Origin of the sequence: Pararhizobium gei (assembly GCF_029223885.1) — a bacterium.
GTDB lineage: Bacteria > Pseudomonadota > Alphaproteobacteria > Rhizobiales > Rhizobiaceae > Pararhizobium > Pararhizobium gei.
This window is the reverse complement of the sequence record NZ_CP119409.1, coordinates 2,955,582-2,981,829: the sequence shown is the minus strand read 5'-3', so window position 1 is coordinate 2,981,829 and position 26,248 is coordinate 2,955,582. Positions and strand designations below refer to the sequence as shown.

Here is a 26,248-nt window from a genome sequence, read left to right as displayed (position 1 = left end):
GTGCAATTGCAAAATAAACCCGTGAACACTAGGCTGACGCGTGAAAACGCGGGAGGCGGGAAGATGGCATCGGTTGTGGTGGAGTTGCGCAATATCCATGATACGCAGGCTGCGATAGGCTGGGCGGGCGGCCACACCGTCGTCATCGACCGGCCGGCGGGGAAGGCCGGCGGCCTCGGGCTGGGCTTCAACGGAGCCCAGCTTCTGGCACTTGCGCTGGGCGGCTGCTTTTGCAACGACCTGCGTTACACCGCCGCGCTGATGCATGTCGAGATCGGCAATATTGCCGTTTCCGTCACCCTGGATCTGGACGGCGAGCCGTTGCTGGCGACGGCCGCTACTATGGCGGTCTCCTGCGAAATGCTCGATGGCTCGGACCCGCAGGCGCTGATCACGCGGGCAAAGGCCACCTGTATGGTCTCCAATTCGCTCCGTCGCGGCGTGCCGGTCACAATCAACGCCTGAAGGGATACGTTTTACATCCTGACCGTCATCCCGCCATCCACCGTCAGCACGTGCCCGTTGACGAAGGAGGCGGCATCGCTCGCCAGAAACAGGGCCGCACCGGCGATTTCGTCCGGTCGCCCCCAGCGCTGAGCCGGAATGCGCTGGCGCACGAAGGGCATGAGGTCTTCGTTGGCGGCCATCACCGCATTGGTTTCGGTGGCGAACCAGCCCGGCGCGATGGCATTGCTGGTAATGCCGAAAGGGCCGTACTCCACCGCCATGGAGCGCATCAGGCCGGTCAGGCCTTGCTTTGCCGCAGGGTAGATGCCGTCACCCGGCATTGCCACCTGTCCGTTGATCGAGGTGATGGAGATCAGCCGCCCGTGCCCGTTGCGCTTCATGATCACGGCGGCGTCGCGCGACAGGGTGAGGGAGGCGATGAGGTCCGTCTGGATGAGGGCGAGAACGGCGGCATCGTCGAAATCGGCGAGCGGCCGACGGTCGCGGGCGCCGACATTGTTGACGAGGATATCGAGCCGGCCATGGCGCTGGTCGATATCGGCGAGAACCGCGCGCTGCGCTTGCGCGTCCGCAATGTCAAAGGCGGCTGCTTCGGCGCTTCCGCCGGTTGCTGCAATCCTGGCCACGGCCTCTTCGAGCGCCGTCGCCGTCCGGCCGGTTATGACGACATGAGCACCTGCCTCGGCAAGCGCCTTGGCGATTTCCAGCCCAAGACCGCGGCCGCCGCCGGTGACAAGCGCCACCCGGCCCTTGAGGGAAAACCTGTCGACTATGCTCATGGTCCGTTTGTCCTGTTGAAGCATTTCAATGTTCGTCAGATACCCCTGCGGTGGGGGCGGCGACTGTCTTTTGGATTGGTGCAGGTCTGAAGGCGTTCAGTCTGCTCCCGGAACCGGGCAACTGAGGTCGCCTTCCTCGCAGGCCAGATAGGTCTGCAAATCCTTCACGCGCAATTGCGTCAGACCATCGAGGCACATGGCGTAGATCATCGGGTAGACTGTGCCTTGATCCACTGCGGAAGACGAGAAGGCGCATTCGGCATCGCGAAAGCCCAGCCAGGCTTTTTGCGCGCCGACCAGACGCTTTTTCGTGTCGGCATCGTCCTTCAGCCGGGCTTCAATTTGCTTGTAGAGATCGTTCAACAGCCTGTCGGATTTTTTCAACGCGTCGCCGGCACACATAGTCATCGTCGTCTGATCCGACGCATTGGCACAATCGTCAGCGGCTTGCACTGGGCCTGTTGCCAAGGCGAGCATCAGAGCATGGAAAAGCATGCCTTTCATGAAATCTCCTTGATCTCCCTTTTTCAGCCAACACCGCAATCTACCTGCTTGCTGGCTGCAATCGCAACGGCAAATACCTTAGCACAATACTCACCCACCTCCCGACGCGCGCTTGTCGGCGCGGGCCGGGTTTATGCCGCTCTGTCGCTTGATTTCCGGACGGCGGTGATTATCTTCGGTCACAGGAACAAAACGGCTCCCATTTTTCGAATGTTCCCATTTTGTGAAAATCCGGCGAACCCTTGCCTTTCAGCGAACAGTTCCTACATTTCGGGCATAAGCCCTGAATCCGGGACGTGAAGACTTTGATGGGCTTTTTTTGCCCTTTTCAATGGTTTTCGACCGGAAATGCTTGACGGGACCAGAAATTGTGGGAATCACCATTTCCAATAAAGTAGGTGAAATGGGTTCGACTGACGCGATCATCATTGAAGTGATGCCGGACCGGCTATGCTGTTGCAGCATTCCGGCTCTGACCACGTTGTGAACGGCGTGGTTAATGCGGAATTAAACGTCATCCCGTTACGTCAGGGGTAATGATTCGCGGCGGGTGCAACTGATGCGCCCGAGCCTCGAAAAAGTTTGCACCGCTCATGCGGCGAATGCTGTCCAAGGAAAGCGACGAGTACATGGCAACCAAGGTCAAAGAGAACGAAGAAGCAGAAGGCGAACGCGAAGGCGCACCTGATGGCCCGCTTCTCGATCTCTCGGATGACGCCGTCAAGAAGATGATCAAGGCCGCCAAGAAGCGCGGCTATGTCACTATGGACGAACTCAATGAAGTCCTGCCGTCGGACCAGGTCGATCCCGACCGGATCGAGGACATCATGGCCATGCTCAGCGAGATGGGCATCAACGTCGTCGAGGATGAAGAAGCCGACGAGGGCGGTCCTGCGGCCGAGGAAGAGGACAATGACACCGAAGGAGAGAGCGAAGGCGGCGAGCTTGCGCCCTCCAGCGGTACTGCCGTCGCTACTGCCAAGAAAAAAGAGCCGACCGATCGCACCGACGATCCGGTGCGCATGTACCTGCGTGAAATGGGCTCGGTCGAGCTTTTGTCGCGAGAGGGCGAAATTGCAATCGCCAAGCGCATCGAGGCTGGCCGCGAGACAATGATCGCCGGTCTCTGCGAGAGCCCGTTGACCTTTCAGGCCATCATCATATGGCGCGACGAGCTTAACGAGGGCAATACGCTGCTTCGCGAGATCATCGATCTCGAAACCACCTATTCCGGCCCGGAAGCCAAAGCCGCGCCGCAGTTCCAGTCGCCTGAAAAGATCGAGGCGGACCGCAAGGCCGCCGAGGAAAAGGAAAAGAACCGTCGTCCGCGCAATGACGACGATGTTACCAATGTCGGTGGCGAGGGCCAGCCTGCCGAGGAAGAGGAAGAGGACGACGACGAGTCCAATCTTTCGCTTGCCGCGATGGAAGCAGAACTGCGTCCGCAGGTCATGGAAACCCTCGACACGATTGCCGAGACGTACAAGAAGCTGCGCAAGCTCCAGGATCAGCAGGTCGAAGCCCGGCTTCAGGCAACCGGCACGCTGTCTCCCGCACAGGAGCGCCGCTACAAGGAGCTGAAGGACGAGCTTATCACGGCCGTCAAGTCTCTGTCGCTGAACCAGAATCGCGTCGATAGTCTAGTCGAGCAGCTCTACGACATTTCCAAGCGTCTGATGCAGAACGAGGGCCGTCTGCTGCGTTTGGCCGAAAGCTATGGCGTCAAGCGCGATAGTTTCCTCGAACAATATTCCGGCGCAGAGCTCGATCCGAACTGGATGAAGTCGATTGCCAATCTGGCCGCGAAGGGCTGGAAGGAATTTGCCAAGAACGAAGGCACGATGATCCGCAACATTCGCGGTGAGATCCAGAGCTTGGCAACGGAAACCGGCATCTCCATCGCCGAATTCCGCCGCATCGTTTCCATGGTTCAGAAGGGCGAACGCGAAGCGCGCATCGCCAAGAAGGAAATGGTTGAGGCGAACCTGCGTCTCGTCATCTCCATCGCCAAGAAATACACCAATCGCGGCCTGCAGTTCCTCGACCTCATCCAGGAAGGCAATATCGGCCTGATGAAGGCGGTCGATAAGTTCGAGTACCGCCGCGGCTACAAGTTCTCGACCTATGCGACCTGGTGGATTCGGCAGGCGATCACCCGCTCGATCGCCGACCAGGCCCGCACGATCCGCATTCCGGTGCACATGATCGAAACGATCAACAAGATCGTCCGCACATCGCGCCAGATGCTGCACGAAATCGGCCGCGAGCCGACCCCGGAGGAGCTGGCCGAAAAGCTCGCGATGCCGCTCGAAAAGGTCCGCAAGGTCCTGAAGATCGCCAAGGAGCCGATTTCGCTCGAAACCCCCGTGGGCGACGAGGAAGACAGCCACCTCGGCGATTTCATCGAGGACAAGAACGCGCTTCTGCCGATCGACGCCGCCATCCAGGCGAACCTGCGCGAAACCACGACCCGCGTTCTCGCCTCGCTCACCCCGCGTGAAGAACGCGTTCTGCGCATGCGCTTCGGCATCGGCATGAACACCGACCACACGCTGGAAGAAGTCGGCCAGCAGTTCTCGGTTACCCGCGAACGTATTCGCCAGATCGAAGCGAAGGCGCTGCGAAAGCTCAAGCACCCGAGCCGGAGCCGCAAGCTGCGGTCGTTCCTCGACAGCTGAGTTAAAAAAGTTGGCGAATGAAAACCCGGTCAGCGAGAGCACTGGCCGGGTTTTTTATTGCTGACGGCTGATGTCTTTCCGTTGCGAATTGTTGCCTCTCTTTGAAGGTCGGCGCAGTCTTCCTATATGTTTGGCGAAAGCTGCACGCGGGTAGCATTGCGTCAGAAAATTTCGTTCCGGCATCGACCGGCTGATCATTTCTCTCAGGCCATTCTCAGGTCAGTATCAGGCTCTATTTTCCGGACCATGCAGCAGGATCGCGAAAAACGACGTGGAGGTTTTGGAGCGGGCGTGCTTGCCTCCGTCGTGCTGCATGCAGCGCTTGCCGGCCTCTTTCTCTTTCGCCTGCCCCCCAGCCCGCCGGAGCCCGAGAAGGAGGAGACCGTCAAGGTAGAGATGGTTCCCGAGCCGGTGAAGAAGGAGCCTGAGAAGAAGCAGGAGCAACCTCCGGAAAAGGCAGCGAAGACGAAGCCCGCCAATAGCGAACCGCAGCAGGCGGCTCGCAAGCCCGCCGATGTGCAAAAGGAAAAGACCGCGAACGAGCCTGCGACAACGAAGTCGGCGAACCAGAAGCCGCCGGATGAACGCCAACCGCTGGCGCTGGAATCCGCTTCGAAAGAGGGGGACAAGGAACCGGCTTCCGGTCAGTCCTCCGCGTTGGACCTGAAAGGCTCTGAACCGTCAAAAACCGAGCAGGTAAAACCCGGTACGGCAGACCAGCTCAAGCCTGCGTCAGAAGCGAAACCCGCAGACACCGCAGTTTCAGCCAAGCTGCCGGACCTCGCCTTGCCGGAAGCCGCAACCACGCGCGAGAGCATCAGTGAGCCGCAAGCAATCGAAAAGACCGCACCGGAAGCTGAGACCAAACCCGAAACCGTGATACCGCAACCGCGTCCGCAGGTGCAGGCCGAGATCGTGCGGGATGCTTCGGTGACAGGCGGCGGCTCGCGACAGCCGCTTGCAGACCTCAAGCCGGCGAGGAAGCTCTACTCTGCCGATGCGCTCTCGGACCCGCGGGTGCGCCAGGCGCTGGGCAAACTGTCGCGTGAACGCCGTATCGTGCAGATGTGCATGGTCGAGGCTCTGGAACAGATCCGCCGCGATCGGCCCGAAACGCCGCCGATGGGTCTGTTCTTCGACCCGCAGAAGCAGGGATCGCCTTTTTCCGGGAATAGCCTGACGGCGACCCGCGGCGCCTTTCGAAGCGCGAACGGATGGTACGACATTGATTTCCGCTGCACCGTCACGCAAGCCGCAGACGGTATATCCGCCTTCAGCTATTCCATCGGTGGCGCCGTGCCCCCAAATGAATGGCAAGCGCGAAATTTTCCGCGTGATTGACCGGGCTGCCTGGACCATTGTTCAGCGAATGGCGCGCTTCGGCGCAGGAAGAATGTCCGTTGCAGAGCAAGGAGCCGCCAATTGAACAATGTTGCAGACGATCAGTCTATGCCGCGAGATTTCCCGATTACCCGGCATTCGACGCCGCGGGTTGTGCTTTCCTTGATCAGGAACCCGCTGGAAGCCCTGCCGCCGTCTATTTTTACGGAGCCGGTGGTCTTCACCAGGATTTCAAACCAGCTCAGGATCTATCTTGCCGATCCCGTGCTGATCCATGAGGCGCTCGTCAAGAATGCGGACGTCCTGGGAAAGGGCGAGGATGTCCGGCGCGCGCTGGGTCCGGCTCTGGGGCAGGGCCTTCTGACGGCGGACGGCGATCACTGGAAATGGCAGCGCCAGTCCGTGGCCGGCGCTTTTCGCCATGACAAGCTGGTGGAACTCCTGCCGGGCATGATTGAAACCGCCGGGCGGACGCGCGACCGGTGGCTGAGCCGGGGCGGCGGGGTTCTCGATATCGGCCACGAGATGATGCGCATGACATTCGATATCATCGTCGAAACCATGATGTCCGGTGGCCACGGGATCGACGTCGCCCAGGTCGAACGGAGCATTACCGACTATCTCAAGCCCAGCGGCTGGACTTTTGCACTCAGTGTTCTCGGCGTACCGGAATGGATGCCCTATCCCGGCCGGCGCAAGGCACGCGCATCTGTTCTGTTTCTGCGATCGAGCCTTGCCGCTGTGATCGACGCACGGCGACGCAACCCCGTCGCCACGAACGATCTGGTCAACATGCTGCTGACCGCCGCCGATCCGGAGAGCGGTCGCATGATGAGCGACGAGGAGATCATCGACAATCTCCTGACGTTCATCACCGCAGGACATGAAACAACGGCGCTCGGGCTCGCCTGGACCTTCCACCTGCTGGCCCGCCATCCGGAAGAGGAGGCCAAAGTCCTCGCCGAAATCGACGCGGTGACCTCAGGCGAACCGCTCCGCGCCGCCCATATCGGCCAGCTCGTCTATACCCGGCAGGTCTTTTCCGAGGCCATGCGGCTTTATCCGCCGGCACCCATCATAACCCGCACCGCGATGCGGGATTTTCGGCTGGGCACCTATACGATCCCGGCGGGAAGCGTTCTCTATGTTCCGATTTATGCCGTCCATCGCCATGCATCGCTCTGGACAGAGCCGGAGCTTTTCGATCCGGAACGCTTCGCCCCGGATGCGGCCAGGGCGCGGCACCGCTATGCCTATATGCCCTTCGGTGCCGGCCCCCGTGTCTGCATCGGCAATGCCTTCGCGCTCATGGAGGCCGTCGCGGTACTGGCGGTCCTTCTTCGCGCGTTCAAGCTCGCAAACCGCGATGCTGAGCCGCCGGCGCCGGTCATGAAGGTGACGCTCAGGCCAAAGCCCAACCTGATGATGAACGTCGATGTGCGGGGTGGGAAGGGGTAACCGCGCCGGTTGCAGAGGTTGACTATCCGCTGCTCTGGCCCATCTTGTTCCCGATGCTCAAGGAGGAGGAAATTAAGATGCCTTATGTCGATGGATTTATCGTCGCCGTTCCGAAGGACAATATGGCGGCCTATCAGGCGATGGCGCGCGCCGCCGGGGAGGTCTGGAAGGAATATGGCGCGCTGTCCTATGTGGAATGTGTGGGGGACGACGTGCCCTACGGCGAGCTGACGTCCTTTCCCCGCGCTGTGATGGCGAAGGAGGATGAAGTGGTGATCTTCTCGTGGATTACCTATCCTTCCCGAGAGGAGCGCGACGCGATCAATGCAAAAGTGATGGCCGACCCCCGTCTTGCTCCGGACCGGTGGACTATGCCCTTCGACGGCAAGCGGATGATCTATGGCGGCTTCCAAAGCTTCCTTGAGATGTGAACTGTCGACATAGCGGCGGATCACCTTCGAACGAAGACGAAGGGGCGGGAGGACCATGCCACAAACCATTTTGACGCTGTCCACGCGCGGGGCCGGCCTCTATGAATTTACCGGCGAAGCCGATGCCTTTCTGCGCACGGCCGGAGCCGGGGAGGGGCTGCTCGCCGTTTTCGTACGCCATACCTCCTGTTCCCTGGTCATTCAGGAAAATGCCGATCCCGATGTCCGGCGCGATCTCGACCAGTTCTTCAAGCGTCTCGTGCCGCCTTCAACCGATCCGTCCATGCGCTGGGTTGTTCACACGGACGAAGGTGCGGACGACATGCCGGCCCATATCAAGGCGGCGCTGACTCAGGTCTCGATCGGTATCCCGGTGGCCGGTGGACGGATGATGCTGGGTACCTGGCAGGGGCTTTATCTGTTCGAGCATCGCGACCGGCCGCACCGTCGGGAGATCGTCTTGCATGTTTCCGGATAAGGCAGATCAGGCCGGATGAGTCGCGGCACGTCTTCCGGAACACGACCGACGCCCTTATATTATCGACCGCCGATGGCTATCGCCGTCCCGACCGTGGGGGAAAACATGACCGATGCACAAACCATTGCCAGTCATTTTATGGAAGCACTGAACGAACGGAATTTCGAGGCGCTGGCGCGGTTTCTGGACGAGGATGTGGCGCTTGATTCATTGACCGGCCAGCGGACCATCGGCGCCGAGCCACTCCGCATGGCGGTTATGGACTATTTTCGCCATTTCGATGAGAGCTTCAGCGATATGGTGCTGATGCACGACGCGTTCGGGCAGCGCGTGGCCGTCGATGTCACCGCCCGCGGTCACTACCGCGAGACCATGGCCGGTTTCCCGCCGGCCAGTGGCCAATCCTATTCGATCCCGAGCGTCTTCGTATTCGAATTCGACAATGGTGCCGTCACGCGTCTCAGCCATTACCGCAATATTCGGGTCTTCGACGCGGCTCTATCCCGTTAAAGCCCGCCTGCTGATCCGTTCGCGTGAACCACCGATGAACGGCAGATTCCGATTCCGTTCAGCCGCAGAAAACTAATGTCTCCTCAATGCCCTCGAAGACTGCAAGGGCGGATGCAAAGTTCACATAACGGGAGATCAATATGAGACAGATTTTCGCAAAACTGGCGCTGGCCGGCCTTATAAGCCTGACGGCCTTCGGAGCTACAGTCGCCCCGGCTGCCGCGGATACGATCCGCTTCGGCCTCTATTCAGATGGCGTCTTGGACGTTCAGTATCGCGACCGGGACCGTCACCGGGACGAACGCGACTGGAACCGCGATCGCGACCAGCGTCCTGGCTGGGGTCATGGACGCCGCGGCCGCTGCGCCCCCGGTCTCGCGGAGGACAAGGCGCGTGATTACGGTCTGCGCCGCGCCCGCGTGGTCGATGTCTCGCCGCGCCGCGTCGTGGTTGAAGGCCGCCGTCATGGCGATTACCGCAACATCGTGTTCGCCAATGTTCGCGGCTGCCCGGTCATCGGCCGTTAGCCGCGCGGTCTGATCCTGCCGGCGACGATCGCCGAATTCGGTCGTCGCAGGCAAACGCTTCGCCTATAGCCTTTCCGCTCGTCTTCCCTCAGCCCCGCGGAAAGTGCCTGGCCCCTCGCTGTTCTGCGGCGAGGGATTTTTTGCTTTTTCTGCAGACGATGCAATGGCGCAAAATTAACCCCGCTGGAGCGGGGTTTGTATCGCGGAGGGCTGCACGGGCAATCGGCTGGTTATTCTCAAGGATTGATCGCGAAGGTAACGTTGACCGTCACGGTATAGCTGTTTTCTCCGGACGCGACCGGCACGGCATCGGCGGCATATTCCTTGGCCATGCTGCGCATCATCGGCAAGGGCTCGGGGCGTGCCGCGTTTTCGGAAATTTCCAGAACCCGGCCGAGCTTGACACCTGCCGCCTCGGACAGGATCGCGGCCTTGTCCATGGCATCTTTCACCGCGGCCTTGCGCGCTTCGGTGATCGTCGCTTCCGGCTTGTCGTTGGAAAACTGGATCGACCCGCCCTGGTTGACGCCAAGCGTTACGGCTTGATCGACGATTTCACCAAGCTTTGCCAGATCGCGCACTTTGATCGTCAAGGAATTGGCGACCTGGTAGCCGATCAGCACCGGCGGACGGTTGCCGCCGTCGCTGTTGTCCGGATACTGGTATTGCGGGTTGACGGCAAAGCCGGAGGTCTGCAGATCACGCTCGGCAAGGCCCGATCCCTTCAGCGCATTCAAAACATCCGCCATCGCCTTGTTGTTGGCATCGAGCGCCTCGCGGGCGGTCTTGGCATCCTTGACGACGCTGAAGGAAAGGATCGCCATATCGGGCGCCACGGCGGAACGGCCCTCGCCGGAGACAGCAATGATCGGCTCGCGCGGGCTTCTGTCCTGCGCAAAAACGGGCGCTGCGGCCGTAGCGGCAAGCGCGGCAGCCAGAAAAGTGGCCGGAACCCGGCGGGCGAAAGTGAATGACGTCATGGGTGCTTCTCTCCGATATGTCTTACGCTCTTTCTTGGGCATTGATTGTGTAGGGATTGCGGCAACGTCTTGTGGGAAAACCCATTTTCCGCTAGAGCCAGTCCCACCCGCCCTCTGCCATTGGTCGGCGGGGCCGGACACGCCGGAGAAGGGCCTGTAGCTCAATGGTTAGAGCCGGCGGCTCATAACCGCTTGGTTGGGGGTTCGAGTCCCTCCGGGCCCACCATTTCTGTCCATCGCCACAACCACTCGGACTGTCCTCACACAAGTCCGGACTGGTCGTTGCATAAGTCAGGATTCAATTCTCTGTGGGCGAGGACTTCGCAGTTTTTGGGCAAGCGAGGAGGCCTAACACTACTTTGGCAGAACTGATTCTGCGTTTCGAATTAGTCCTTGCAGTGGGGGCATCGGATTCCCGTTATGGATATTGCGAGTGCGGTGATTACGGCTTGACGGATGGCAGGCAAGGTGGGCTCAGGCGGCCCCTTGCGTACTTTTCGCGTCTTTTTTTCCCGCTTTGCTGTCTGCAATCTCTGGTGCTGGGGGAAAGCGTAGGCGATCATCGTCATCAACGCTTGCCGATGTAGCCCTTGCCACGATCGGCCTTCGAAGTGATCGAGACCAGGCTCCTCTTTCATCTGCTGATGCGCCTGCTCGCAGACCCATCGCGCTTTGATGGCGGCTGCCAGTATTGTCAATGTGGCGTTTGCCGGTAAATTGGACAGGTCGTATTTTCGCTCGTCGTGATCGCCACTCGCCTACCAGCCAGGCTTCCTCGCCCGGCATGTGCTGCTGTCCCTTGTCGAGAATGCGTTGCGGTGTGCCGTCGGGCGATCCGGATGCGCAATGCGGCAAAGCGTGCCGTCAGGCGGCCTTTCGTGCCGCGCCGCCAACTGATCTTTTTCCAATTTGCAGGAGCCAACATCGTTTCGGCGGCAACCGAAAGGGTATTGGAAATCGGATGCTGGCGCGGGCGCGCCCCATGACCGGAGACGGGAAAGATCAATTCAACATCATGAGGATAGACCTTCGGATGCCTGGGAATGCCAACCGCCCATATGAGGCTACGTCCACTCAGTCCCTGGCGGCAGGCCGCTGACAGGCCGTAGCCTGCGTCAGCCAGCACTGTACCGGACCGGATGCCAGCCGCGATCAATCGGTCGATCTCGTGAGGCGATCTCCGGCTTCGTGCGGGATGTCTGCATGGCTTGCGGAATCCCAGCCTTGGCCATCCGATCACCGGTCCAGCTCTCAGGCAGGAACAGACGCAAACCAACCGGAACGGGAACCTCGTCGCGCGCAAGCGTTACCGAGAGGGAGATGATCGAGCGGGATCGCCGCAAGGTCGAACGCCGTATCAAGGCGGCCAAATTCCCTGTCGTCAAAAGCCTCGACAGCTTCGACTTCGCAGCCATCCCCAAGCTCAACAAGAGGCAGGTGCTGGAACTGGCGCGCTGTAAATGGATCGAGCGCCGCAACAACACCATCGCTCTCGGCCCGGGTGGTATCGGAGGGTTTCTTTGCCATGTCGGCCAAGAGAACAGGGAAACGTCACAGAACGGCGTCGCGGACCGCCTATTTGTAGACGTCGTTGCCAGACTGCCTCGTCAGGATCGTGCTCGTAATGAGGCGAACCAGATGATCCGCCCTTGGAGCGAACGAGGGCTGGTCGACCGCCCAGCCAAGTGCTGTCATAAGGGCGAACAGGTCATCCCCGTTCATATCCGCGCGCGCTGTACCTTCTTCCTGCGCACTGGCCAGTAGTCGCGCGCTCGTCGAATGCACGGCGGCACAGGATGCATACAGAGCGGAGGCAGGGTTTGTGTGGGCGGCGGCCATCATGGACACGACGCCTTTGTAGGTCTGGGCGAAGGCTACCCAATCGCCAACCCAGGATTCGAGCGCTTTCGCAGGCGGATTCGACGTCTCGAGTTCCACCGCCTTTTGCGTCAGCGCATCCAGGTTCGTACAGAGCAGGGCTTCGAACAGAGCCTCGCGTGTCGGAAAGTGCCGAAGAAGCGTTGCCAATCCCACCTCTGATTTGCGGGCAATGTCGCGCATGGATGCGTCGATACCATGCTCGGCGACGACTTCGCGGGCGACCGAAAGAATGTGGCTGTAGTTTTTTCTCGCGTCGGCCCGCATATGGCACCTCTTGACAAACGGATCACTGGTCCGCATTAAATAGCATCTGGATCGGTGATCCACAAGATGCGGTACTCATTCGTTGAATATACCCACCCCCGCAACGCGAGAAGAGTGTTCCCACCTATGATTGCCTGGGATGACGTTCGTTATTTTCTTGCCATCGTTCGGCAGGGTTCCGTCCGAGCGGCCGCCAGTCGGCTCGATGTCAATCACTCTACGATCCTTCGGCGCATATCCCTTTTCGAGGAACGGCTTGGCGTCCGCCTGTTCGAGAAACTCCCGTCGGGCTATCGCCTCACCAGCGCGGGAGACGAGGTTCTTCATTTTGCCGAACAGATGGAGGCATCCTCGACATCGCTGGAGAACTGCGTCTCAGGCCGCGACCAAGGCGAGCGCGGCCCGTTGCGCGTGACGATGCCTCCCACGATCGCGACATACCTTCTGATGCCGGACCTCGCGGAATACGCCGAACGACACCCCGAGGTCGAGTTGGAAGTGATGACCGGAGAGGCGAAGGCAAATCTGACCAACCGTGAGGCCGACGTGGCGATCCGTGTCGTCGCCGACCGCAAGAACCTGCCGCAAAATCTGCATGGACTGAAAGGTCCCGAGTTGTGCGGCGGGGTCTACATGGCGCGTACCCTGCTCGCCAGGCGAAACGCTGGCGAGCAGGGTACGCTTCGACTGGTTGTTAAAAACACCCACGGAGTGCCTGATTGTCATCGCGGCGAGATCGACGTTCCGATGTCGGAAACAAGCTTCAAGACCACCGATGCGGAGACCCAGATCGTCGCGGTGCGCAAGGGGGTGGGGATGGCAAAGCTGGCCTGTTTTATCGGAGATGCCGATCCCTTGCTCGTGAGGGTGCCTGGCACGGGCCTTTATCCGATCGGCCCTATCTGGATTCTCACGCACGGCGAGATGCGCAATACGAAACGTATGAGACTGTTTATCGAGTTCATCTCAGGCAGACTTACAGCGTATGCAGCGCTATTGGCGGGAAGCTCCGCCACGTCCCCCGAAGCAAGATAGCTGCGCTACGCCACCACAAAGCGATGGCCCCGACGCTCTGGTTCGTCCGGACAAGAGACGGTGCGCTAGCGCACAACCCTTGTCGAATTCTGCGACATTTCCTTCCGTCCGCACAGTTCTAGTTGCTGAGGCAGTGGTGCGTCAGCACGCCGCCCGGAATGCGGAGACTGCCGTCCTTGCTCGCATGTGGGAGAACCTCTTTCGTCAAACCACGTTTCTGACGATTGCCTCCTTGACAAATGGATCGGCGATCCACATATTCGGATCAGTGGTCCAGTTGTCTTTTGATAGAGCCTGGATCAGTCTTTCAAAAGATGTGGCGGAAACGTTCGAAGGAATTCGGACGCTACCGACTCGTAAGGAGATTACGAATGGGAACGATCAGTATCATCGGCGCTGGCGGTATGGCCGCGGCGATCGGTCGCCTCGCCACCAGGGCAGGGCATACCGTGGAGGTCATCAGCCGCGACACTGCAAAGGCTCAGGTGCTGGTTGATCGGATCGGAACCGGAGCGACGACAGGGTCGTTTGGCGGTACCCCGGCCGGGGATATCGTCATCCTGGCGGTCCCGTACTCAGCCGTTCTCGACGCGGTCGGGCAGTACGGCGAAAAGCTGGCAGGCAAGATTCTCGTCGATATCACCAACCCGATCAAATCTGACCTCTCGGGCTTCCTGACCCCTGAAGACAGTTTCGGCGCCCGAGAAATCGCCAAGGTGGCGCCAGCGGATGCTTCCGTCGTCAAGGCGTTCAATACTCAGAACGCAAGCGTGCTGGCAGCCGGCCCAGCCGTCGTGGGCCGCCCCTTGGACGTATTTATCGCTGGGGACGACGCGCAAGCGAAGACACGCGTTGCGACGTTCGTCGAGAGCCTCGGGCTACGGCCAATGGATACCGGAAATCTGTCCATGGCACGGACGCTGGAGCACGCCTGCATGCTTTGGCTGGGCCTCATGACCCACTCGGTCAAGCACGGCAACTTCTCGATCGGTGTCAGCCTACACGGCTGAGTTCGCCGATATCACTACACGCATCACACCACTTACAAGGAACAATACCATGCACGTTTTTGTCACTGGCGGTACCGGCCACTCCGGGCCGTATATCATCTCCGATCTCATCGCCGCCGGCCACGACGTGACCGCTCTGGCCCGATCGGACACGGCAGCCGCAACGGTGTCCGCGCTCGGCGCCAAGGTGCGGCGCGGGGACATTTCCGATCTCGAAGGCCTCAAGGTGGCATCGAGAGAAGCGGACGGCGTTATCCATGTCGCCCATAGACAGGATTTGCTTCCCTCGGGCGGGCTCGACGCCGTCGCCGCAGCGGAAGTCGAGATCATGCTCGCTTACGGCGAAGCGCTCGCTGGCACCGGCAAGCCACTGGTCGTATCGGGAAGCATCGGCTCACCCGGCTGGGAAAACCTGGGCAGGCCAGCCACCGAGACCGACCCGGCCCTTCCCGGGGGCGACGCATACAAGGGGACGCTGAGGGTTCGCAACAACGTGGAAACCACGGTGATCGGCCTTGCGGAGCAGGGCATACGGTCTTCGGTCGTGCGGATACCTCCCGTCATGCACAGCGCGACCGATAGTGCCGGCTTTGTTCCGCTGCTGATCGGGCTGGCCAAGGAGAAGGGCGTCATCGGCTACCCCGGAGACGGCCAGAACCTGTGGCAGGCCGTGCACGCCCAGGACCTTGCCTCCCTGTTCCGTCTGGCGCTTGAGAAGGGTACGGCTGGTAAAGCCTGGCACGGGATCGAGAGCGAAGGCGTCCGGTTCCGCGATATCGCCGAGGGCATTGGCAAGCGCCTCGGTCTTCCGGCCGTGCGCATCCCTGCCGATGTCCTGATGCTGCCGGGATACTTCGGGTTCCTCGCGAACCTCGTGACGCTCGATCTCCCGGCATCCAACGCCATCACGCGCCAGACCCTTGGCTGGGAACCGGCCCAGCCCAGTCTGCTCGATGACCTGGACAACGGCCACTACTTCCCGGCCGCCTGACCCGCTTAGAGACGGCTCTATCGGCCCTCAACCTTTTAGGAGAATTGACATGAGTACTATCAGCATCATCGGCTCGGGCGGCATGGCGACCAACATCGCCGGCCGTATCGCCAAAGCCGGACACGTCGTCGAGGTCGTCAGCCGTGACCCTGCCAAGGCGCAGGCACTCGCCCAGAAGCTCGCATCCGGAGCGATCACAGGGACGTACGGCGCGGCGCCCGCAGGCGACATCGTCATCCTCGCGGTGCCATACAAAAGTGCGGCGGCAGTTGTCGCCGACTTTGGAAAAGCGCTCCACGGCAAGGTGATCATCGATATCTCAAATCCGGTTTCCCCGGATGCGACGAGCCTCGTCACCCCCGCGGGAAGTTCCGGCGCGCAGGAGATCGCCAAGGCCGCTGCCGACGGCGCACATGTCGTGAAGGCGTTCAACACCATCTTCGGCCACGTCCTTGCCAAGGGTGGGCGTCTCGACGCGTTCATCGCCGCCGACGATGTAGAGGCCAAGGCACGGGTTTCGACGTTCCTTGAAAGTCTTGGGCTACGCCCCCTCGACGTCGGCGGTCTTCAGATGGCGCAGACGCTTGAAGCGCTTGGCCTGATGATGATCGGCCTCGCCAAAAACGGTGCCGGTACCTGGGACTTCGCCATGAACGTCGATATCGGCTGAACCTCCGACACGTCCCCGCCGTCTGGCCGCCCAGGTTGAGGCATGACGGAGGGGACCGATCAGAAAAGGAACGATCATGCAAAGCCAAGAAAACATAATCAGAGAATTCTATGCCGCAGCCGAGGGGCGAGGAACGGATACCGAGAAGTTCGTGTCGATGTTCTCCGACGACGGATACATGCGCGATATTCCTTCCGGCACGGATTTTCGGGGACCGGCCATTGGCAAGTCTATCGCCGACTTCGCACGTGCATTTCCTGACGTCCACCGCGAGCTTCTCAGCATCTACGTCGTAGAGAACGTCGTCGTTGTCGAGCTCGCGACACGGGGAACGCATGAAGGCGCGCTGGCGCTTCCGTCCGGCCCCCTGGCTCCCACGGGCAAGTCGATCGATGTCCCGAGTTGCGATGTCTTCCACCTCGAGAACGGAAAGGTGGCCTCCTTTCATTGCTACAACGCCGTGTCCGTCATGCTGCAACAACTCGGCGTAAGCGGCGGCTGAATCACCGACACAACTCGACCCTGACATCAGAGAGGAGACATACAGATGGGCATCGAACAGAACGTCCAGACCGTGAAGGACTTTTTTGCCGCGATGGGCGACAGCGACAGAGAGCGCCTGCTGGCGCTGACAGCCGACGATATCGAGTGGATCATCCCGGGCAAGGACTGGCCCCTGGCGGGCACGCATCGCGGGCATGGTGGATTGGCGGATTTGCTTCAGAGAGCTTCCGAAGACATGGAAACGACCACCATGGAGTTTCACGAATATGTGGCGCAGGGCGACCGGGTTCTGGTGGTCGGCTTCGCCGAGGGAAAGATCAAAGCCACCAACAAAGCTTGGAAGGACGACTGGGTCTTCGCCATCACAATCCGAGACGGCAAAGTGACGAACATCCGGGAGTATGTCGACACACAGGCGCTGGCGCAGGCCTCGAAGGAAGATGCCGGACACAGGTCTTAGGCTGCCGATCCGCAAACCAAGCCAGACCGCTCTTCCAGGCGGCTAATAACCTGAACAGCGGCATCCGAAATCAAAAGATGAGGTTATCATGACCAACACACCCCGCATCGCCATCGTAATTGGCTCGACCCGGCCCGGCCGGTACGCCGACAAGGCCGCCGGCTGGATATTGAAGCAGGCACAGGCGCGTGACGACATCGAGGTTGAGCTTCTCGACCTGCGCGACCATCCGATGCCGTTCTTCGACGGGAAGGGACCGCTTATCTCGGTGCCCAGCGAAAACCCCGAGGCCCTGCGCTGGCAGGAAACGCTCACACGGTATGACGGATTCATCTTCGTGGTGGCCGAATACAACCACTCGATCACGGGCGTGCTGAAGAACGCGCTCGACCAGGCCTACAAGGAGTGGAACCGCAAGCCGTTTACCGCCATCGCTTACGGCGGGACTGGAGGGTCGCGGGCGGTCGAGCAGCTACGCCTTATCGCGGTTGCGCTCCAGATGGTCTCGACCGCAGGCGCAGTCCACATCGGCGGCGCCGACTTCAAGTCAACCTCGCCGATGGGTGCAGACAAGCCCATTGAGGATATCGAGGAAAGTCTGCTCGGCTCCACGAAAGCGGCCCTTGATGAACTCGTCTGGTGGGCCCACGCGACCATGAAGGCGAGGTCCGCCGAAGCGCCATAGGGACACAACAGGGGATCAGGAGCATGACTTCGGTCAGGTGGGCCCGACTCTATTTGGATGTCTCAATTGTGAAGGTGGGCATCCGACTTCCCGCGTAAAAGCCGAGCTGAACGCGCTTGAAGACTGAAACCCTATGGCAAAGGCGATTTCGCTGACACTTTTGATGCCCGCCTGTAGTTCGTTTTTCGCCAGCGCCATCCGCCATTGCAGGAGATATTCGATCGGACCGGTCCCGACGACCTTTCTGAACCGCGTCGCAAACTTTGATCGGGAGACACCGCTTAATTCCGCCAGATCGGCGACAGTCCAATTGCGCGCGACGTCCCGGTGCATGGCTGCGAGGGCACGCTCGGTTATCTTATCCGACAGTCCGGCCAGCAGTCCCTTGTTTTCTCTGCTTTCCTGCAAGTGGTGCGAACGCATGATTTCGACCAGGATCAGTTCCACAAGCCGAAGGATGATGAATTCGCTCGCGGGCCCAGGTTCGCGGGCCTCCATCTCGTTCATGGCCAGAAGAGATCGTATGCGGCCCAGCGAGGGACCGTCAGCGGCGATGTGAATCAGTTGCGGCAGCAGGCCGGTTAACAGGGCTTCGTTGGCCGTCTCGACGACGAATTTTCCGGCATGAAGGGTAACGGGGCGGCCTTCGCCCGAGCCGAGGCGAAGCTTGTTCCGTTTGGAAACCGACACTGCCGTTTCGCTGTCCACGGGTTCTACCGAACCGTTCGAGGTAAGCGTGAAGGGCGTCGAAGTTCGGATGAGAACGAAGTCCCCCTTTTTGATATGCCGCGTAGCGTAGCCAGGTCGGACCAGCTGGCATTCGCCGCGCTCGATCCGGCAGAAAAGAAGGTCGTCTCGTTTGCGAAAAGAAAGACCCCACTCGCCGAACGCGTCGAAGCCCGCACCGAACAAGGTCGCGCGGGGGCGAAGCAGGCGGATGAGATCAAGCATGATATCCATAATTGGACGATTGATAACGTAATTTGGGTTTCAGATTATCGACCGTGTGAGATGAGCCACCTAATCTGATACCTCACTGGGCGTCAATCCAGCTTGGACCGACAGCCTGCGTTACCGACAACAGCTTCAGAGGGAATCGATCATGGACAATCAAACGCTTGAGCGGAACTGGAACTCATATCTTGCCGCCTACGGCGACATCACCGACGACGAGCGTGAGCGCCTGCTTGAGCAGAGCGTCTCCGACGATATGGTGTTTACGAACCCGGGCGGCCAAGGCGAGTACCGCACTGGCCTCATCGCGCACATTCAGAACTTTCAAAGGACCATGCCGGGAACCTATTTCAGCACCGAAAAGGTCTTCGTCCACCATGGCGAGCTTCTGGCCATATGGGCCATGCACAAGCCGGATGGGACCAAGGTGGCGACCGGCTACAATTTCGTTCGCCCCGGTATTGATGGCCGCTTTGCGTATATGGCGGGTTTCTTTTAGAAACCTGTGATGGAGGCGCGTCCCAAGACCGCCGTGTGGCACATTCTACAAGAACCGGTTCGACGTCCGCCGCCCAATTTACTATTTTGAGGCCTCGCCGAACAAGGGTTGCAGTCCTAAATCAGGTTTTAGACTGAGCTCCCACGATAGGTGCCAAGATATTGCGCAATGATCATGCTGAACCGGACAAGCGCTGTGAGTGGTCGGACGAAGCCTTGCTGGCCGACCTTCAGGATGCTTCCTTCCAGTACTTCATGGAGGTCGTCAATTCAGAAAACGGTCTCGTTCGCGACCGAAATCGACACGGCGCCCCAGCCTCTATAGCTGCAACCGGTATGGGCCTAAGCGCTCTTCCGGTAGGTGTCGCTCGCTCAGTGGTGACACGCGAGCAAGCAGCGGACTATACGCTCAAGGTCCTTCGGTTTCTCTACGACTTGCCTCAGGGAGGTGAGCCTGATGCCGCGGGATATAAGGGCTTCTTCTACCACTTTCTTGATATCGAAACGGGTCGCCGGGTGTGGGATTGCGAGCTTTCGACAATCGATACCGCGCTGCTCATGGCGGGTGTCGTCACCGCGAGGGCATATTACCAGGAGGACAACGAGACCGAGGATTTGATCCGCGACTATGCCGACCGGCTCTATCACCGTGTCGACTGGGCCTGGGCACTGAACGGAGAGGCGACGCTCACCCACGGATGGATGCCGGGCCAAGGTTTTCTTCCACATCGATGGACCGGGTTTGACGAAAGCCTGATCATGTACGTTCTGGCGCTGGGCTCGCCGACCCACCCGATCCCACAGGACACCTGTCCCCAAGCCCGCTCCAGCGGCTACGATTGGGCTGACGTGGGTGGTGAAGAGCATTTTCATGCCGGACCGCTCTTCATTCACCAGATGTCGCATATCTGGATCGATTTCCGAGGCATCCAGGACACGCCGATGCGTGAAGTCGGTATCGATTATTTCGAGAACAGCCGCCGCGCAACATATGCCCAGCGCCGCTATGCCTGCGAAAACCCGCAAGGTTTTAGCGGTTATCATGAGAACAGTTGGGGGGTCACGGCGAGCGATGGCCCGGGTCCGTTGCGCCGAACGATCAATGGCAAAGACCGAGAATTTCACGGCTACATCGCGCGCGGTGCGCCGAGTGGACCGGACGACGGCACGCTGTCGCCGTGGGCAACGGCCGCGTCCCTGCCGTTTGCGCCCGAGATCGTGATGCCGGCGCTTCGTCACTTCCACAAGATCGGACTGCGCGACGATCATCCGTACGGATTCACGGCGAGTTTCAACCCGACACTCTGCGACGACGGGTCGGAACGAGGTTGGGTCGCACCAGAGCATATCGGCATCAATCAGGGACCAATCGCCCTGATGATCGAAAACCACCGATCCGACCTCCTCTGGAAGATCGTGTCGCGTTCTCCCTACATCATCAACGGGCTCCGTCGGGCCGGCTTTACCGGCGGTTGGCTGGAAGGCGTTTGATCAGTGGACCCCGTCGCGCCACGTGCCGTGACACTAAGGGCGGGTTTCCATGTGGCGTCCTACCGCGCGACGGCGGGCATGAGTCGCTCACCAGCGCAGTTTGGCGCTCCTTGCTCAGGTCGGAATTGTTTTTGCGCCAAAGCTGCCCCGTGCACCACGATCATCTGCCGTCGGGTGTCGTCCGATATTCAGTCGCGTTGTTGTCCACTGCCTGCTTCACCATTTGCCTCGAACCGGAACAATCCTGCATCGAGAAGGTTCAAGGCCCGATTGATCGGAAGGAAAACGTATGACGCAACTCACCGAAGCTTTCATCGATGCCCTTCACCGCCTCGAGGATTCGGGCAACGTCGATGTGATTGCAAGCCTGTTCTCCGACGACGCGGAACTCTCAAACCCGCTCGTGAAACACGATGCCAGCGAGGCTGACGGCCCAAGGCGGTTCTGGAAATCCTACATCGAAGCTTTCCAGGATATCGAGTCGGAGTTCGTCAACGTCCTCGAGAACGAAGATGTTGCCGCACTCGAGTGGAGGAGCGAAGGCGTGATAGACGGTGCGGCGGTTCGCTACGGAGGCGTGAGCGTCATCGAGAGCGCGGACGGCAAGATCACTGCTTTCCGAGCGTATTTTGATCCCCGAAAGCTGGTCGCCCGAGGTAATGGCGAACAGGTCAGCGGGGATTGACCCCAAGCGATGTCGAACCCGCCAACGAGGACGGGCAGTGACACCGGAACGCGCCGAAAATACCAGCTGACAAAGACCAAAGGCCGCCCGGTCCACCAAAAAGATCAGCCGGCTTTGATTGTCCTATAGCGCGGAAACGTTCTCGGCCTTCGACTTTCCAGTCTTGCGGTCCTGGCCGAGTTCGAAGGTGTTCGAGCAGGGGATCGAGAATGCGTCTTTGTTCGAGGGAGAGCATCGAGATGTTGTGGCCGTCGACCTTGCCGCCGAGTTCCGCGTGGACCGCGACACGGCAGGCCATCCCATTTGATCTCGTAGGCCCATTCGGGGCCTTCCGGTGACTTGCTTTCAAGGAGGGCGAGGCATGGCTCGATCCGGGAGGGCATCGGGTCGAGGGGCACAGCTGTGGCTAGGCGGGATCGCGCGCACGGCGCTTCTGTCCCCGAAGCGGATCATTCGAGATATCGAGACCGATCGAACGGCGCTTGTCAGATGGTGCCTTGGCCATCCGACAATCACGTCATGAAATCCTAAAATAATGACCGACAACCCCGCTGGAACGAGTCTCCAGCGTCGGAGTTATCTACGATCAGTGTGAGGAGATGGACATGGACGACAGAGAACAGCAGCAACGCGAACGTGCCTACAAAATCTGGGAAGACGAGGGTCGGCCTGAAGGCGCTCACGATGATCACTGGAGGCGCGCCGAAGACCAGCACGAACTCACCGAACAGGAATCGGAAGACGTGACCAAGGTCAATCAGGAAGCCGACGACCCGTTTGCAAAGGACGAAGGCGAAACCGAAACCCCCGCCGATATCAGGCCGCCATCCACGGTTAGCCCGGACTAGGCCAGCAACAGGGAGGGAAAGGTCATGGCGTTCGAGACCATTTTGGCTGGGATTGCGGTTGCGGACATGGAAGCGGCCAGGGTCTGGTACTCGGCCTTCTTCGATCGTCAGCCCGATCGCGTCCCCATGGAAACAGATATGGAATGGGATTTCCCCGGAGGATCGACAGTCCAGGTCTTCGAAGACGCGGACAGAGCAGGGAGGTCCAGCGCGACGCTTGTACCGGACAACCTCGATGCTGAGTTGGCACGCCTTGCGGAACTGGGACATCAGCCGAAAGAACGGAGTTCGGGGAAGTTCGACATAGCGATCTTTGAGGACCTGGATGGTAATCGGCTTGTGGTTGCCAAGCCGGCGTAAGCAGGGCTGTTTTTGATGGTCTTGAAATGGCGACCATTCGAACGCATCTATGGACCATCACCCGTTGCCGATGGCCTTGCCGCAGTGACCCTGTCGCGCGCGAAGCCGTCCGGGTTTGCGAAGGGCGCTCTCCAAAAATGGAACGAGCGCCCTTCGTGTATTTCCTCATGCCAGCACGCTCCGCCCACCCTCAAAAACTCGTGGACAAAACCCCATGGAAATTGTCCCTTGAATTCATCGGCTTCCAGTAAGAGTGTTCCCCGCACATGCGGGGAGGAACGGTGGTCCGAGGGCGTTCACCGATACAAAATGTCACCGGGTTCACAAGTTGGGCACTCCCCTTCAAAAAAACATGCTAGAGCCGGGCGGATTGATGGCTGCCGTGGGCGGCGTGTGAGAATGGAGAGGAAGCCTTGGACGTTTTGGCAGCCAGTGGCGGCGTGAAGCAAGTGATCTGCATCAGCTGGGGCACCAAATATGGCGCTCCCTTCATCAACAGGCTCTACGGCATGGTGGCGCGCAACATCACGCCGCCTTTTACCTTCACCTGCTTCACCGACAACCGGGCCGGGCTGCATCCTGCGATCCTCTGCGAGGATCTGCCGCCGCTCGAGGTCGAGCGTATGCCGCAAAACACAAGGGGCATCTGGCCGAAGGCGCGCCTCTGGGGGCCGACGCTCGGAAGCCTGAAAGGCCCGGTGCTGTTTCTGGATCTCGATCTGGTCATCGTGTCGTCGCTCGACGGCTTTTTCGAGGTTGGCGGGGCTGACGACGTGGTCATGGCGAAAAACCAGACGACGCCGCTGGAGCGCCTCGGGCAAACCTCCCTGTTTCGGTTCCCCGTTGGAAAGCTTCTGCCGCTGCAGGAAATGTTTCGCGCCGATCCGCAAGCCGTGGCCGATACCTATCGCTACGAGCAGCGTTTCGTCAGTCGCAATGCGCCGGGTGGCGTAACATTTTTTCCGCGCCGCTGGGTTCTGCATTTCCGGCAGGACTGCCGCTGGCCTTTCCCGCTGAACTACATTCTTGCGCCGCGCCTGCCGAAGGACGCACGCGTGGTGATTTTCCCGCGCGGCCTTTGGCCACAGCATGCCATCGACGGCCGGTATGGCGAAAAGGGAGTGGCGGTGACGCCGCTGGAACATATTGCCGGCGTCTTCGACACGAAAAAGCGGCGCAAAAAAGCACCGTTCCGTTATTTGCGCCACTACATCCGGCCAACGCCATGGGTTGCCGAACACTGGCGGGAATAGCAGACGCTGGCGGTTCGTAACGCGCACCGCACGCCGTCGGCTCCGCAGCCAGGCGACAGGAACCGCGAATTTGACAGGCCAATCAGGTTCCCTTAATCGAACCTTTGACAAGCAGGTCCAATGGGTCCTGAAACAGATCGAGCGACACCGGTCGGGATTGCGACGACATCCCTGACCCCTTCCGACATGACCAGGATTTCCGGACTTCGAACGATGAAACCATATGCCCGTTTCTGGCGGTTCTACGAGAGAATTGCAGCGCCGCCGCCAGGCGGTATCGTCATCGCACGGGACATGCTGGACGGCGGGTTATTTACCGTCGATGTCTGCATCGTGACCAATTGTGCCTTCATGGGAGGAAACGCCTCCACCACCGTGACCGAACTCCTGGCGCTGATGGATGCCGGGCAAAGCGTTCTGATCGTCAATTGCCCGGTCAAGCGGTCGCCTTGGAAACGCCGGTGGATGGCGGAGCGATTTCTGCCCTATCAGAAGCATATCGTTGCGGTCGACGACGTCGACAGCATCCGGTGCGAGACCCTGATCGTCCGCGGGCCGCGCATGGCGTTGAAGCCTGTTTTCGGCCGGCTGGCAAAAAAGATCCAGACGAAACGGGCCCTCTACATCGTCAACAATTCCGCATGGAGCGAGGACGGAAAGGCGGTTTTCGACTGGCCCGGGCTGCATCGCCGCGTCGTCGCGATCGGATTTCCGAATTCGCAGATCTATCCGATAAGCCCGGTGATCCGGGAAGAGGGCAAGCGGGCGATCGCTGCTGCCGATATTCCGGATAGGACGGCGCCGCGCGATTGGCCGCCGGCCTTTACCGTCGATGATTTCCATTTCGCACCACGCGCGCAGCTGACATCGCCCATCGTTGTCGGCCGACATGGCCGGGACCATGCAGGCAAATGGTTGGAAGATGCGGCCGAGATCCGGGCAGCCTATCCGCATCGGCAGGATATCGTCGTCAAGATCATGGGCGGAGCAGCGACCGCGGCAGAACGGCTAGGCACCTTGCCATCCAACTGGGTGGTGCTGCCCTTCGGGGTTGCAGGCGTCGAGGGCTATCTCTCCGAACTCGACATTTTCATCAATTTTCCGGCGCGTGCGCGGGATGAGGCATTCGGGCGAACGATCATCGAGGCGGTGCTTTCCGGCCTGCCGGCAATTCTGCCGCCATTTTTCGAAGCGACCTTCGGAGATCTGGCACTATATTGTGAGCCGCAAGAGGTCGAGGGGGTCATCGACAGGATCGCGGCGGACGACGAGGGGCGGCTGCATTATATCAACGATTGCCGCCGTGAAGCTGCGGAACGTTTTGGTACGCACACGCTGCTCAAGCGGCTCCGCGAGAATGACACGGCCTTACCCTATTCCCCCCGGCTCGATGAGAGATCCAGACGCTTCCGCGAGAACGTCATGCCTTCATCCTGAGCCATTCAGAGTGCCGGTCCCGTGACCACAGGTCCAATCCCGAACGGACTGCCTCGTAGTCGGCTTCGCTCATGGCATCCAGGCTCTGGACGCAGATTGCGGATAATTTGCCATTGACCAAGGCGTCCAATGTTGCGGTCATGGACACCCTGGCAGACCGGCGCCTGGGTGGCTTGATGTAGCCAAGTCCGTCAGGCGCCTCGACGGGTGCGCCTTTTTCCAGTTCCAGATGGTTGGCGAGCCCGATCGGAGAAAACTGTTCAGGACTGCGAAAGCGATGTCCGGCTTGCGCGCGGAGTATTGCGCTTTTGTCCGCAAAGAAACCTGCCATGGTCGAGCGTCGCAGGGCATGCGGATGGTGTTCCGCCAGGAGGTAACGATCCCTGGTTCCCACGAGACGCGCAGCTTGCTGTTGCGCTTCCTTGAAGCCGGCGCGCCTGCGGCCTCGGCGAAACAGCGATTTGATCCGGGCGATCGTCCGGTTGGGAAAGCGCACCAGCCTACCGCGCAGCACCGGCATCTGGCCTTGAAAAAAATAGTCTGCCGTCAGTGGCCGGCCGACGAATATGTCATCGTTCAGATAGATAAAATTTTCAGCCAGATCCGGTATGCGGTGAAGCATTGTCTCGATCGAGCGGGAACTGAATACCGGAAGCAAATCCGCGTGCTCACCATAAATGACCGCATGGTCGACGATCTCGACACGGCCACTCCAGTCCGGGCGCTCTGCGATCATCGAATCCAGAAGGTCGGGGCGCTGCCCATCGGTGACAATGAAGACCCGCCGGACAAACGGACAGAAGGTCAAGATCGACCAGAGGCAATATTTGATCTCGCCGCGGCTTGCAAAACGGGTTGGCGCAACGGAGACGGGATGAGCGTTTTCGGTTTGATGAAGGGCTCTTTTCGCCTGATGTCTCGGGTCCTCGCCGTCGACCCAAGTCACGACCGCGTCGATCTCCATGCCTGTTTCCTTCATGCCGGGCTTGAACTTGACATAGGTTTCCGACGCGGGCAAGACAACCTTCCCCGGCCCAAGGTGCAACGCGCCCGGTCTCGATGGAACCA

At 60.0% G+C, this 26,248-nt stretch carries 28 protein-coding genes, 1 tRNA gene and 2 pseudogenes; 24 read left to right on the top strand and 7 right to left on the bottom strand.

Features of this window, described 5'->3' with window-relative positions; genetic code table 11:
* Positions 1-63: 63 nt before the first annotated feature.
* Positions 64-465: an OsmC family protein gene (locus PY308_RS14510; protein WP_275783775.1), complete on the top strand. Its 402-nt coding sequence runs from the start codon at positions 64-66 to the stop codon at positions 463-465.
* A gap of 11 nt (positions 466-476) precedes the next feature.
* Here the strand turns inward: PY308_RS14510 and PY308_RS14505 are convergent, their stop codons facing one another.
* On the bottom strand, positions 477-1,247 hold the full coding sequence (locus tag PY308_RS14505; RefSeq protein ID WP_275783772.1) for an SDR family oxidoreductase: 771 nt from the start codon (positions 1,245-1,247) through the stop codon (positions 477-479).
* A gap of 96 nt (positions 1,248-1,343) precedes the next feature.
* Positions 1,344-1,751, bottom strand: a complete 408-nt coding sequence (locus PY308_RS14500; RefSeq protein WP_275783771.1) for a lysozyme inhibitor LprI family protein — start codon at positions 1,749-1,751, stop codon at positions 1,344-1,346.
* 629 nt (positions 1,752-2,380) lie between these two features.
* Between PY308_RS14500 and rpoD the strand changes: the two genes are divergently transcribed.
* The 7 genes from rpoD (at position 2,381) to PY308_RS14465 (ending at position 9,174) form a co-directional block, all read left to right on the top strand.
* Positions 2,381-4,429 (top strand): RNA polymerase sigma factor RpoD, encoded by a 2,049-nt coding sequence (gene rpoD, locus PY308_RS14495; protein ID WP_275783768.1) that lies wholly within the window; start codon positions 2,381-2,383, stop codon positions 4,427-4,429.
* A gap of 291 nt (positions 4,430-4,720) precedes the next feature.
* Positions 4,721-5,770 carry a DUF930 domain-containing protein gene (locus PY308_RS14490; RefSeq protein WP_275783766.1) on the top strand — a complete coding sequence of 350 codons (1,050 nt, stop codon included), beginning with the start codon at positions 4,721-4,723 and terminating at the stop codon, positions 5,768-5,770.
* A gap of 108 nt (positions 5,771-5,878) precedes the next feature.
* Positions 5,879-7,228, top strand: a complete 1,350-nt coding sequence (locus tag PY308_RS14485; RefSeq protein ID WP_275791141.1) for a cytochrome P450 — start codon at positions 5,879-5,881, stop codon at positions 7,226-7,228.
* Positions 7,229-7,305: 77 nt separating this feature from the next.
* Positions 7,306-7,659 (top strand): DUF1428 domain-containing protein, encoded by a 354-nt coding sequence (locus PY308_RS14480; protein WP_275783764.1) that lies wholly within the window; start codon positions 7,306-7,308, stop codon positions 7,657-7,659.
* A 55-nt stretch (positions 7,660-7,714) separates the two neighbouring features.
* Positions 7,715-8,137: a secondary thiamine-phosphate synthase enzyme YjbQ gene (locus PY308_RS14475; RefSeq protein ID WP_275783762.1), complete on the top strand. Its 423-nt coding sequence runs from the start codon at positions 7,715-7,717 to the stop codon at positions 8,135-8,137.
* Between the two features lie 105 nt (positions 8,138-8,242).
* On the top strand, positions 8,243-8,647 hold the full coding sequence (locus tag PY308_RS14470) for a ketosteroid isomerase-related protein (protein ID WP_275783759.1): 405 nt from the start codon (positions 8,243-8,245) through the stop codon (positions 8,645-8,647).
* A gap of 140 nt (positions 8,648-8,787) precedes the next feature.
* The gene (locus PY308_RS14465; protein WP_275783757.1) at positions 8,788-9,174 is read left to right on the top strand and encodes a hypothetical protein; all 387 of its coding nucleotides are present in this window, start codon (positions 8,788-8,790) and stop codon (positions 9,172-9,174) included.
* Between the two features lie 236 nt (positions 9,175-9,410).
* Here PY308_RS14465 and PY308_RS14460 read toward each other — a convergent pair whose 3' ends face one another.
* Positions 9,411-10,154, bottom strand: coding sequence for an SIMPL domain-containing protein (locus PY308_RS14460; protein ID WP_275783754.1), 744 nt, complete (start codon positions 10,152-10,154; stop codon positions 9,411-9,413).
* Between the two features lie 150 nt (positions 10,155-10,304).
* Here PY308_RS14460 and PY308_RS14455 point away from each other — a divergent pair.
* A tRNA-Ile gene (locus PY308_RS14455) sits at positions 10,305-10,380 on the top strand.
* A gap of 128 nt (positions 10,381-10,508) precedes the next feature.
* Here PY308_RS14455 and PY308_RS14450 read toward each other — a convergent pair.
* A pseudogene (locus PY308_RS14450) lies at positions 10,509-11,470 on the bottom strand (IS701 family transposase); the annotation flags it as partial.
* On the opposite strand from PY308_RS14450, the pseudogene PY308_RS14445 reads away from it, so the two are divergent.
* Positions 11,460-11,666, top strand: a pseudogene (locus PY308_RS14445) (ATP-binding protein); the annotation flags it as partial. The pseudogenes PY308_RS14450 and PY308_RS14445 overlap by 11 nt on opposite strands.
* Positions 11,667-11,729: 63 nt before the next feature.
* On the opposite strand, the gene PY308_RS14440 reads toward PY308_RS14445, so the two are convergent.
* On the bottom strand, positions 11,730-12,299 hold the full coding sequence (locus tag PY308_RS14440) for a TetR/AcrR family transcriptional regulator (RefSeq protein ID WP_275783752.1): 570 nt from the start codon (positions 12,297-12,299) through the stop codon (positions 11,730-11,732).
* Positions 12,300-12,425: 126 nt separating this feature from the next.
* On the opposite strand from PY308_RS14440, the gene PY308_RS14435 reads away from it, so the two are divergent.
* The 7 genes from PY308_RS14435 to PY308_RS14405 all read left to right on the top strand — a co-directional run bounded on the left by PY308_RS14435 (position 12,426) and on the right by PY308_RS14405 (position 17,654).
* Positions 12,426-13,334, top strand: coding sequence for a LysR family transcriptional regulator (locus PY308_RS14435; protein ID WP_275783751.1), 909 nt, complete (start codon positions 12,426-12,428; stop codon positions 13,332-13,334).
* A 371-nt stretch (positions 13,335-13,705) separates the two neighbouring features.
* Positions 13,706-14,344, top strand: coding sequence for an NADPH-dependent F420 reductase (locus PY308_RS14430; protein WP_275783750.1), 639 nt, complete (start codon positions 13,706-13,708; stop codon positions 14,342-14,344).
* A gap of 49 nt (positions 14,345-14,393) precedes the next feature.
* A complete protein-coding gene (locus tag PY308_RS14425; protein ID WP_275783749.1) occupies positions 14,394-15,335 on the top strand; it encodes an SDR family oxidoreductase in 942 nt (313 codons plus the stop codon).
* A gap of 49 nt (positions 15,336-15,384) precedes the next feature.
* On the top strand, positions 15,385-16,005 hold the full coding sequence (locus tag PY308_RS14420; RefSeq protein WP_275783747.1) for an NADPH-dependent F420 reductase: 621 nt from the start codon (positions 15,385-15,387) through the stop codon (positions 16,003-16,005).
* A 76-nt stretch (positions 16,006-16,081) separates the two neighbouring features.
* Positions 16,082-16,507, top strand: coding sequence for an ester cyclase (locus PY308_RS14415; protein WP_275783744.1), 426 nt, complete (start codon positions 16,082-16,084; stop codon positions 16,505-16,507).
* Positions 16,508-16,552: 45 nt separating this feature from the next.
* A complete protein-coding gene (locus PY308_RS14410) occupies positions 16,553-16,969 on the top strand; it encodes a nuclear transport factor 2 family protein (RefSeq protein ID WP_275783741.1) in 417 nt (138 codons plus the stop codon).
* An 88-nt stretch (positions 16,970-17,057) separates the two neighbouring features.
* Positions 17,058-17,654 (top strand): NADPH-dependent FMN reductase, encoded by a 597-nt coding sequence (locus PY308_RS14405; RefSeq protein ID WP_275783738.1) that lies wholly within the window; start codon positions 17,058-17,060, stop codon positions 17,652-17,654.
* 33 nt (positions 17,655-17,687) lie between these two features.
* On the opposite strand, the gene PY308_RS14400 is transcribed toward PY308_RS14405, so the two are convergent.
* Positions 17,688-18,605: an AraC family transcriptional regulator gene (locus PY308_RS14400; protein ID WP_275783736.1), complete on the bottom strand. Its 918-nt coding sequence runs from the start codon at positions 18,603-18,605 to the stop codon at positions 17,688-17,690.
* A gap of 151 nt (positions 18,606-18,756) precedes the next feature.
* On the opposite strand from PY308_RS14400, the gene PY308_RS14395 reads away from it, so the two are divergent.
* The 7 genes from PY308_RS14395 to PY308_RS14360 all read left to right on the top strand — a co-directional run bounded on the left by PY308_RS14395 (position 18,757) and on the right by PY308_RS14360 (position 25,180).
* On the top strand, positions 18,757-19,107 hold the full coding sequence (locus PY308_RS14395; RefSeq protein ID WP_275783735.1) for a nuclear transport factor 2 family protein: 351 nt from the start codon (positions 18,757-18,759) through the stop codon (positions 19,105-19,107).
* A gap of 254 nt (positions 19,108-19,361) precedes the next feature.
* Positions 19,362-20,597, top strand: coding sequence for a glucoamylase family protein (locus tag PY308_RS14390; RefSeq protein WP_275791140.1), 1,236 nt, complete (start codon positions 19,362-19,364; stop codon positions 20,595-20,597).
* 289 nt (positions 20,598-20,886) lie between these two features.
* A complete protein-coding gene (locus tag PY308_RS14385) occupies positions 20,887-21,282 on the top strand; it encodes a nuclear transport factor 2 family protein (protein WP_275783732.1) in 396 nt (131 codons plus the stop codon).
* A 605-nt stretch (positions 21,283-21,887) separates the two neighbouring features.
* Positions 21,888-22,130 (top strand): DUF2934 domain-containing protein, encoded by a 243-nt coding sequence (locus tag PY308_RS14375; protein ID WP_275783730.1) that lies wholly within the window; start codon positions 21,888-21,890, stop codon positions 22,128-22,130.
* 24 nt (positions 22,131-22,154) lie between these two features.
* A complete protein-coding gene (locus tag PY308_RS14370) occupies positions 22,155-22,490 on the top strand; it encodes a VOC family protein (protein WP_275783728.1) in 336 nt (111 codons plus the stop codon).
* Positions 22,491-22,903: 413 nt separating this feature from the next.
* Positions 22,904-23,743 (top strand): glycosyl transferase, encoded by an 840-nt coding sequence (locus PY308_RS14365; protein ID WP_275783726.1) that lies wholly within the window; start codon positions 22,904-22,906, stop codon positions 23,741-23,743.
* Positions 23,744-23,956: 213 nt separating this feature from the next.
* Positions 23,957-25,180 carry a glycosyltransferase family protein gene (locus tag PY308_RS14360; RefSeq protein WP_275783725.1) on the top strand — a complete coding sequence of 408 codons (1,224 nt, stop codon included), beginning with the start codon at positions 23,957-23,959 and terminating at the stop codon, positions 25,178-25,180.
* On the opposite strand, the gene PY308_RS14355 is transcribed toward PY308_RS14360, so the two are convergent.
* Positions 25,164-26,198, bottom strand: a complete 1,035-nt coding sequence (locus tag PY308_RS14355) for a stealth family protein (protein ID WP_275783723.1) — start codon at positions 26,196-26,198, stop codon at positions 25,164-25,166. The two genes, PY308_RS14360 and PY308_RS14355, sit on opposite strands and share 17 nt — an antisense overlap.
* Positions 26,199-26,248 lie beyond the last annotated feature (50 nt).

What these genes read in the sequence shown, in the direction of transcription:
- PY308_RS14510 (WP_275783775.1), top strand. Translation starts at nt 64, where the DNA reads ATGGCATCGGTTGTGGTGGAGTTGCGCAATATCCATGATACGCAGGCT.
- PY308_RS14505 (WP_275783772.1), bottom strand. Translation starts at nt 1,247, where the DNA reads ATGAGCATAGTCGACAGGTTTTCCCTCAAGGGCCGGGTGGCGCTTGTC.
- PY308_RS14500 (WP_275783771.1), bottom strand. Translation starts at nt 1,751, where the DNA reads ATGAAAGGCATGCTTTTCCATGCTCTGATGCTCGCCTTGGCAACAGGC.
- rpoD (WP_275783768.1), top strand. Translation starts at nt 2,381, where the DNA reads ATGGCAACCAAGGTCAAAGAGAACGAAGAAGCAGAAGGCGAACGCGAA.
- PY308_RS14485 (WP_275791141.1), top strand. Translation starts at nt 5,879, where the DNA reads ATGCCGCGAGATTTCCCGATTACCCGGCATTCGACGCCGCGGGTTGTG.
- PY308_RS14480 (WP_275783764.1), top strand. Translation starts at nt 7,306, where the DNA reads ATGCCTTATGTCGATGGATTTATCGTCGCCGTTCCGAAGGACAATATG.
- PY308_RS14475 (WP_275783762.1), top strand. Translation starts at nt 7,715, where the DNA reads ATGCCACAAACCATTTTGACGCTGTCCACGCGCGGGGCCGGCCTCTAT.
- PY308_RS14470 (WP_275783759.1), top strand. Translation starts at nt 8,243, where the DNA reads ATGACCGATGCACAAACCATTGCCAGTCATTTTATGGAAGCACTGAAC.
- PY308_RS14465 (WP_275783757.1), top strand. Translation starts at nt 8,788, where the DNA reads ATGAGACAGATTTTCGCAAAACTGGCGCTGGCCGGCCTTATAAGCCTG.
- PY308_RS14460 (WP_275783754.1), bottom strand. Translation starts at nt 10,154, where the DNA reads ATGACGTCATTCACTTTCGCCCGCCGGGTTCCGGCCACTTTTCTGGCT.
- PY308_RS14440 (WP_275783752.1), bottom strand. Translation starts at nt 12,299, where the DNA reads ATGCGGGCCGACGCGAGAAAAAACTACAGCCACATTCTTTCGGTCGCC.
- PY308_RS14435 (WP_275783751.1), top strand. Translation starts at nt 12,426, where the DNA reads ATGATTGCCTGGGATGACGTTCGTTATTTTCTTGCCATCGTTCGGCAG.
- PY308_RS14430 (WP_275783750.1), top strand. Translation starts at nt 13,706, where the DNA reads ATGGGAACGATCAGTATCATCGGCGCTGGCGGTATGGCCGCGGCGATC.
- PY308_RS14425 (WP_275783749.1), top strand. Translation starts at nt 14,394, where the DNA reads ATGCACGTTTTTGTCACTGGCGGTACCGGCCACTCCGGGCCGTATATC.
- PY308_RS14420 (WP_275783747.1), top strand. Translation starts at nt 15,385, where the DNA reads ATGAGTACTATCAGCATCATCGGCTCGGGCGGCATGGCGACCAACATC.
- PY308_RS14415 (WP_275783744.1), top strand. Translation starts at nt 16,082, where the DNA reads ATGCAAAGCCAAGAAAACATAATCAGAGAATTCTATGCCGCAGCCGAG.
- PY308_RS14410 (WP_275783741.1), top strand. Translation starts at nt 16,553, where the DNA reads ATGGGCATCGAACAGAACGTCCAGACCGTGAAGGACTTTTTTGCCGCG.
- PY308_RS14405 (WP_275783738.1), top strand. Translation starts at nt 17,058, where the DNA reads ATGACCAACACACCCCGCATCGCCATCGTAATTGGCTCGACCCGGCCC.
- PY308_RS14400 (WP_275783736.1), bottom strand. Translation starts at nt 18,605, where the DNA reads ATGCTTGATCTCATCCGCCTGCTTCGCCCCCGCGCGACCTTGTTCGGT.
- PY308_RS14395 (WP_275783735.1), top strand. Translation starts at nt 18,757, where the DNA reads ATGGACAATCAAACGCTTGAGCGGAACTGGAACTCATATCTTGCCGCC.
- PY308_RS14390 (WP_275791140.1), top strand. Translation starts at nt 19,362, where the DNA reads ATGGAGGTCGTCAATTCAGAAAACGGTCTCGTTCGCGACCGAAATCGA.
- PY308_RS14385 (WP_275783732.1), top strand. Translation starts at nt 20,887, where the DNA reads ATGACGCAACTCACCGAAGCTTTCATCGATGCCCTTCACCGCCTCGAG.
- PY308_RS14375 (WP_275783730.1), top strand. Translation starts at nt 21,888, where the DNA reads ATGGACGACAGAGAACAGCAGCAACGCGAACGTGCCTACAAAATCTGG.
- PY308_RS14370 (WP_275783728.1), top strand. Translation starts at nt 22,155, where the DNA reads ATGGCGTTCGAGACCATTTTGGCTGGGATTGCGGTTGCGGACATGGAA.
- PY308_RS14360 (WP_275783725.1), top strand. Translation starts at nt 23,957, where the DNA reads ATGAAACCATATGCCCGTTTCTGGCGGTTCTACGAGAGAATTGCAGCG.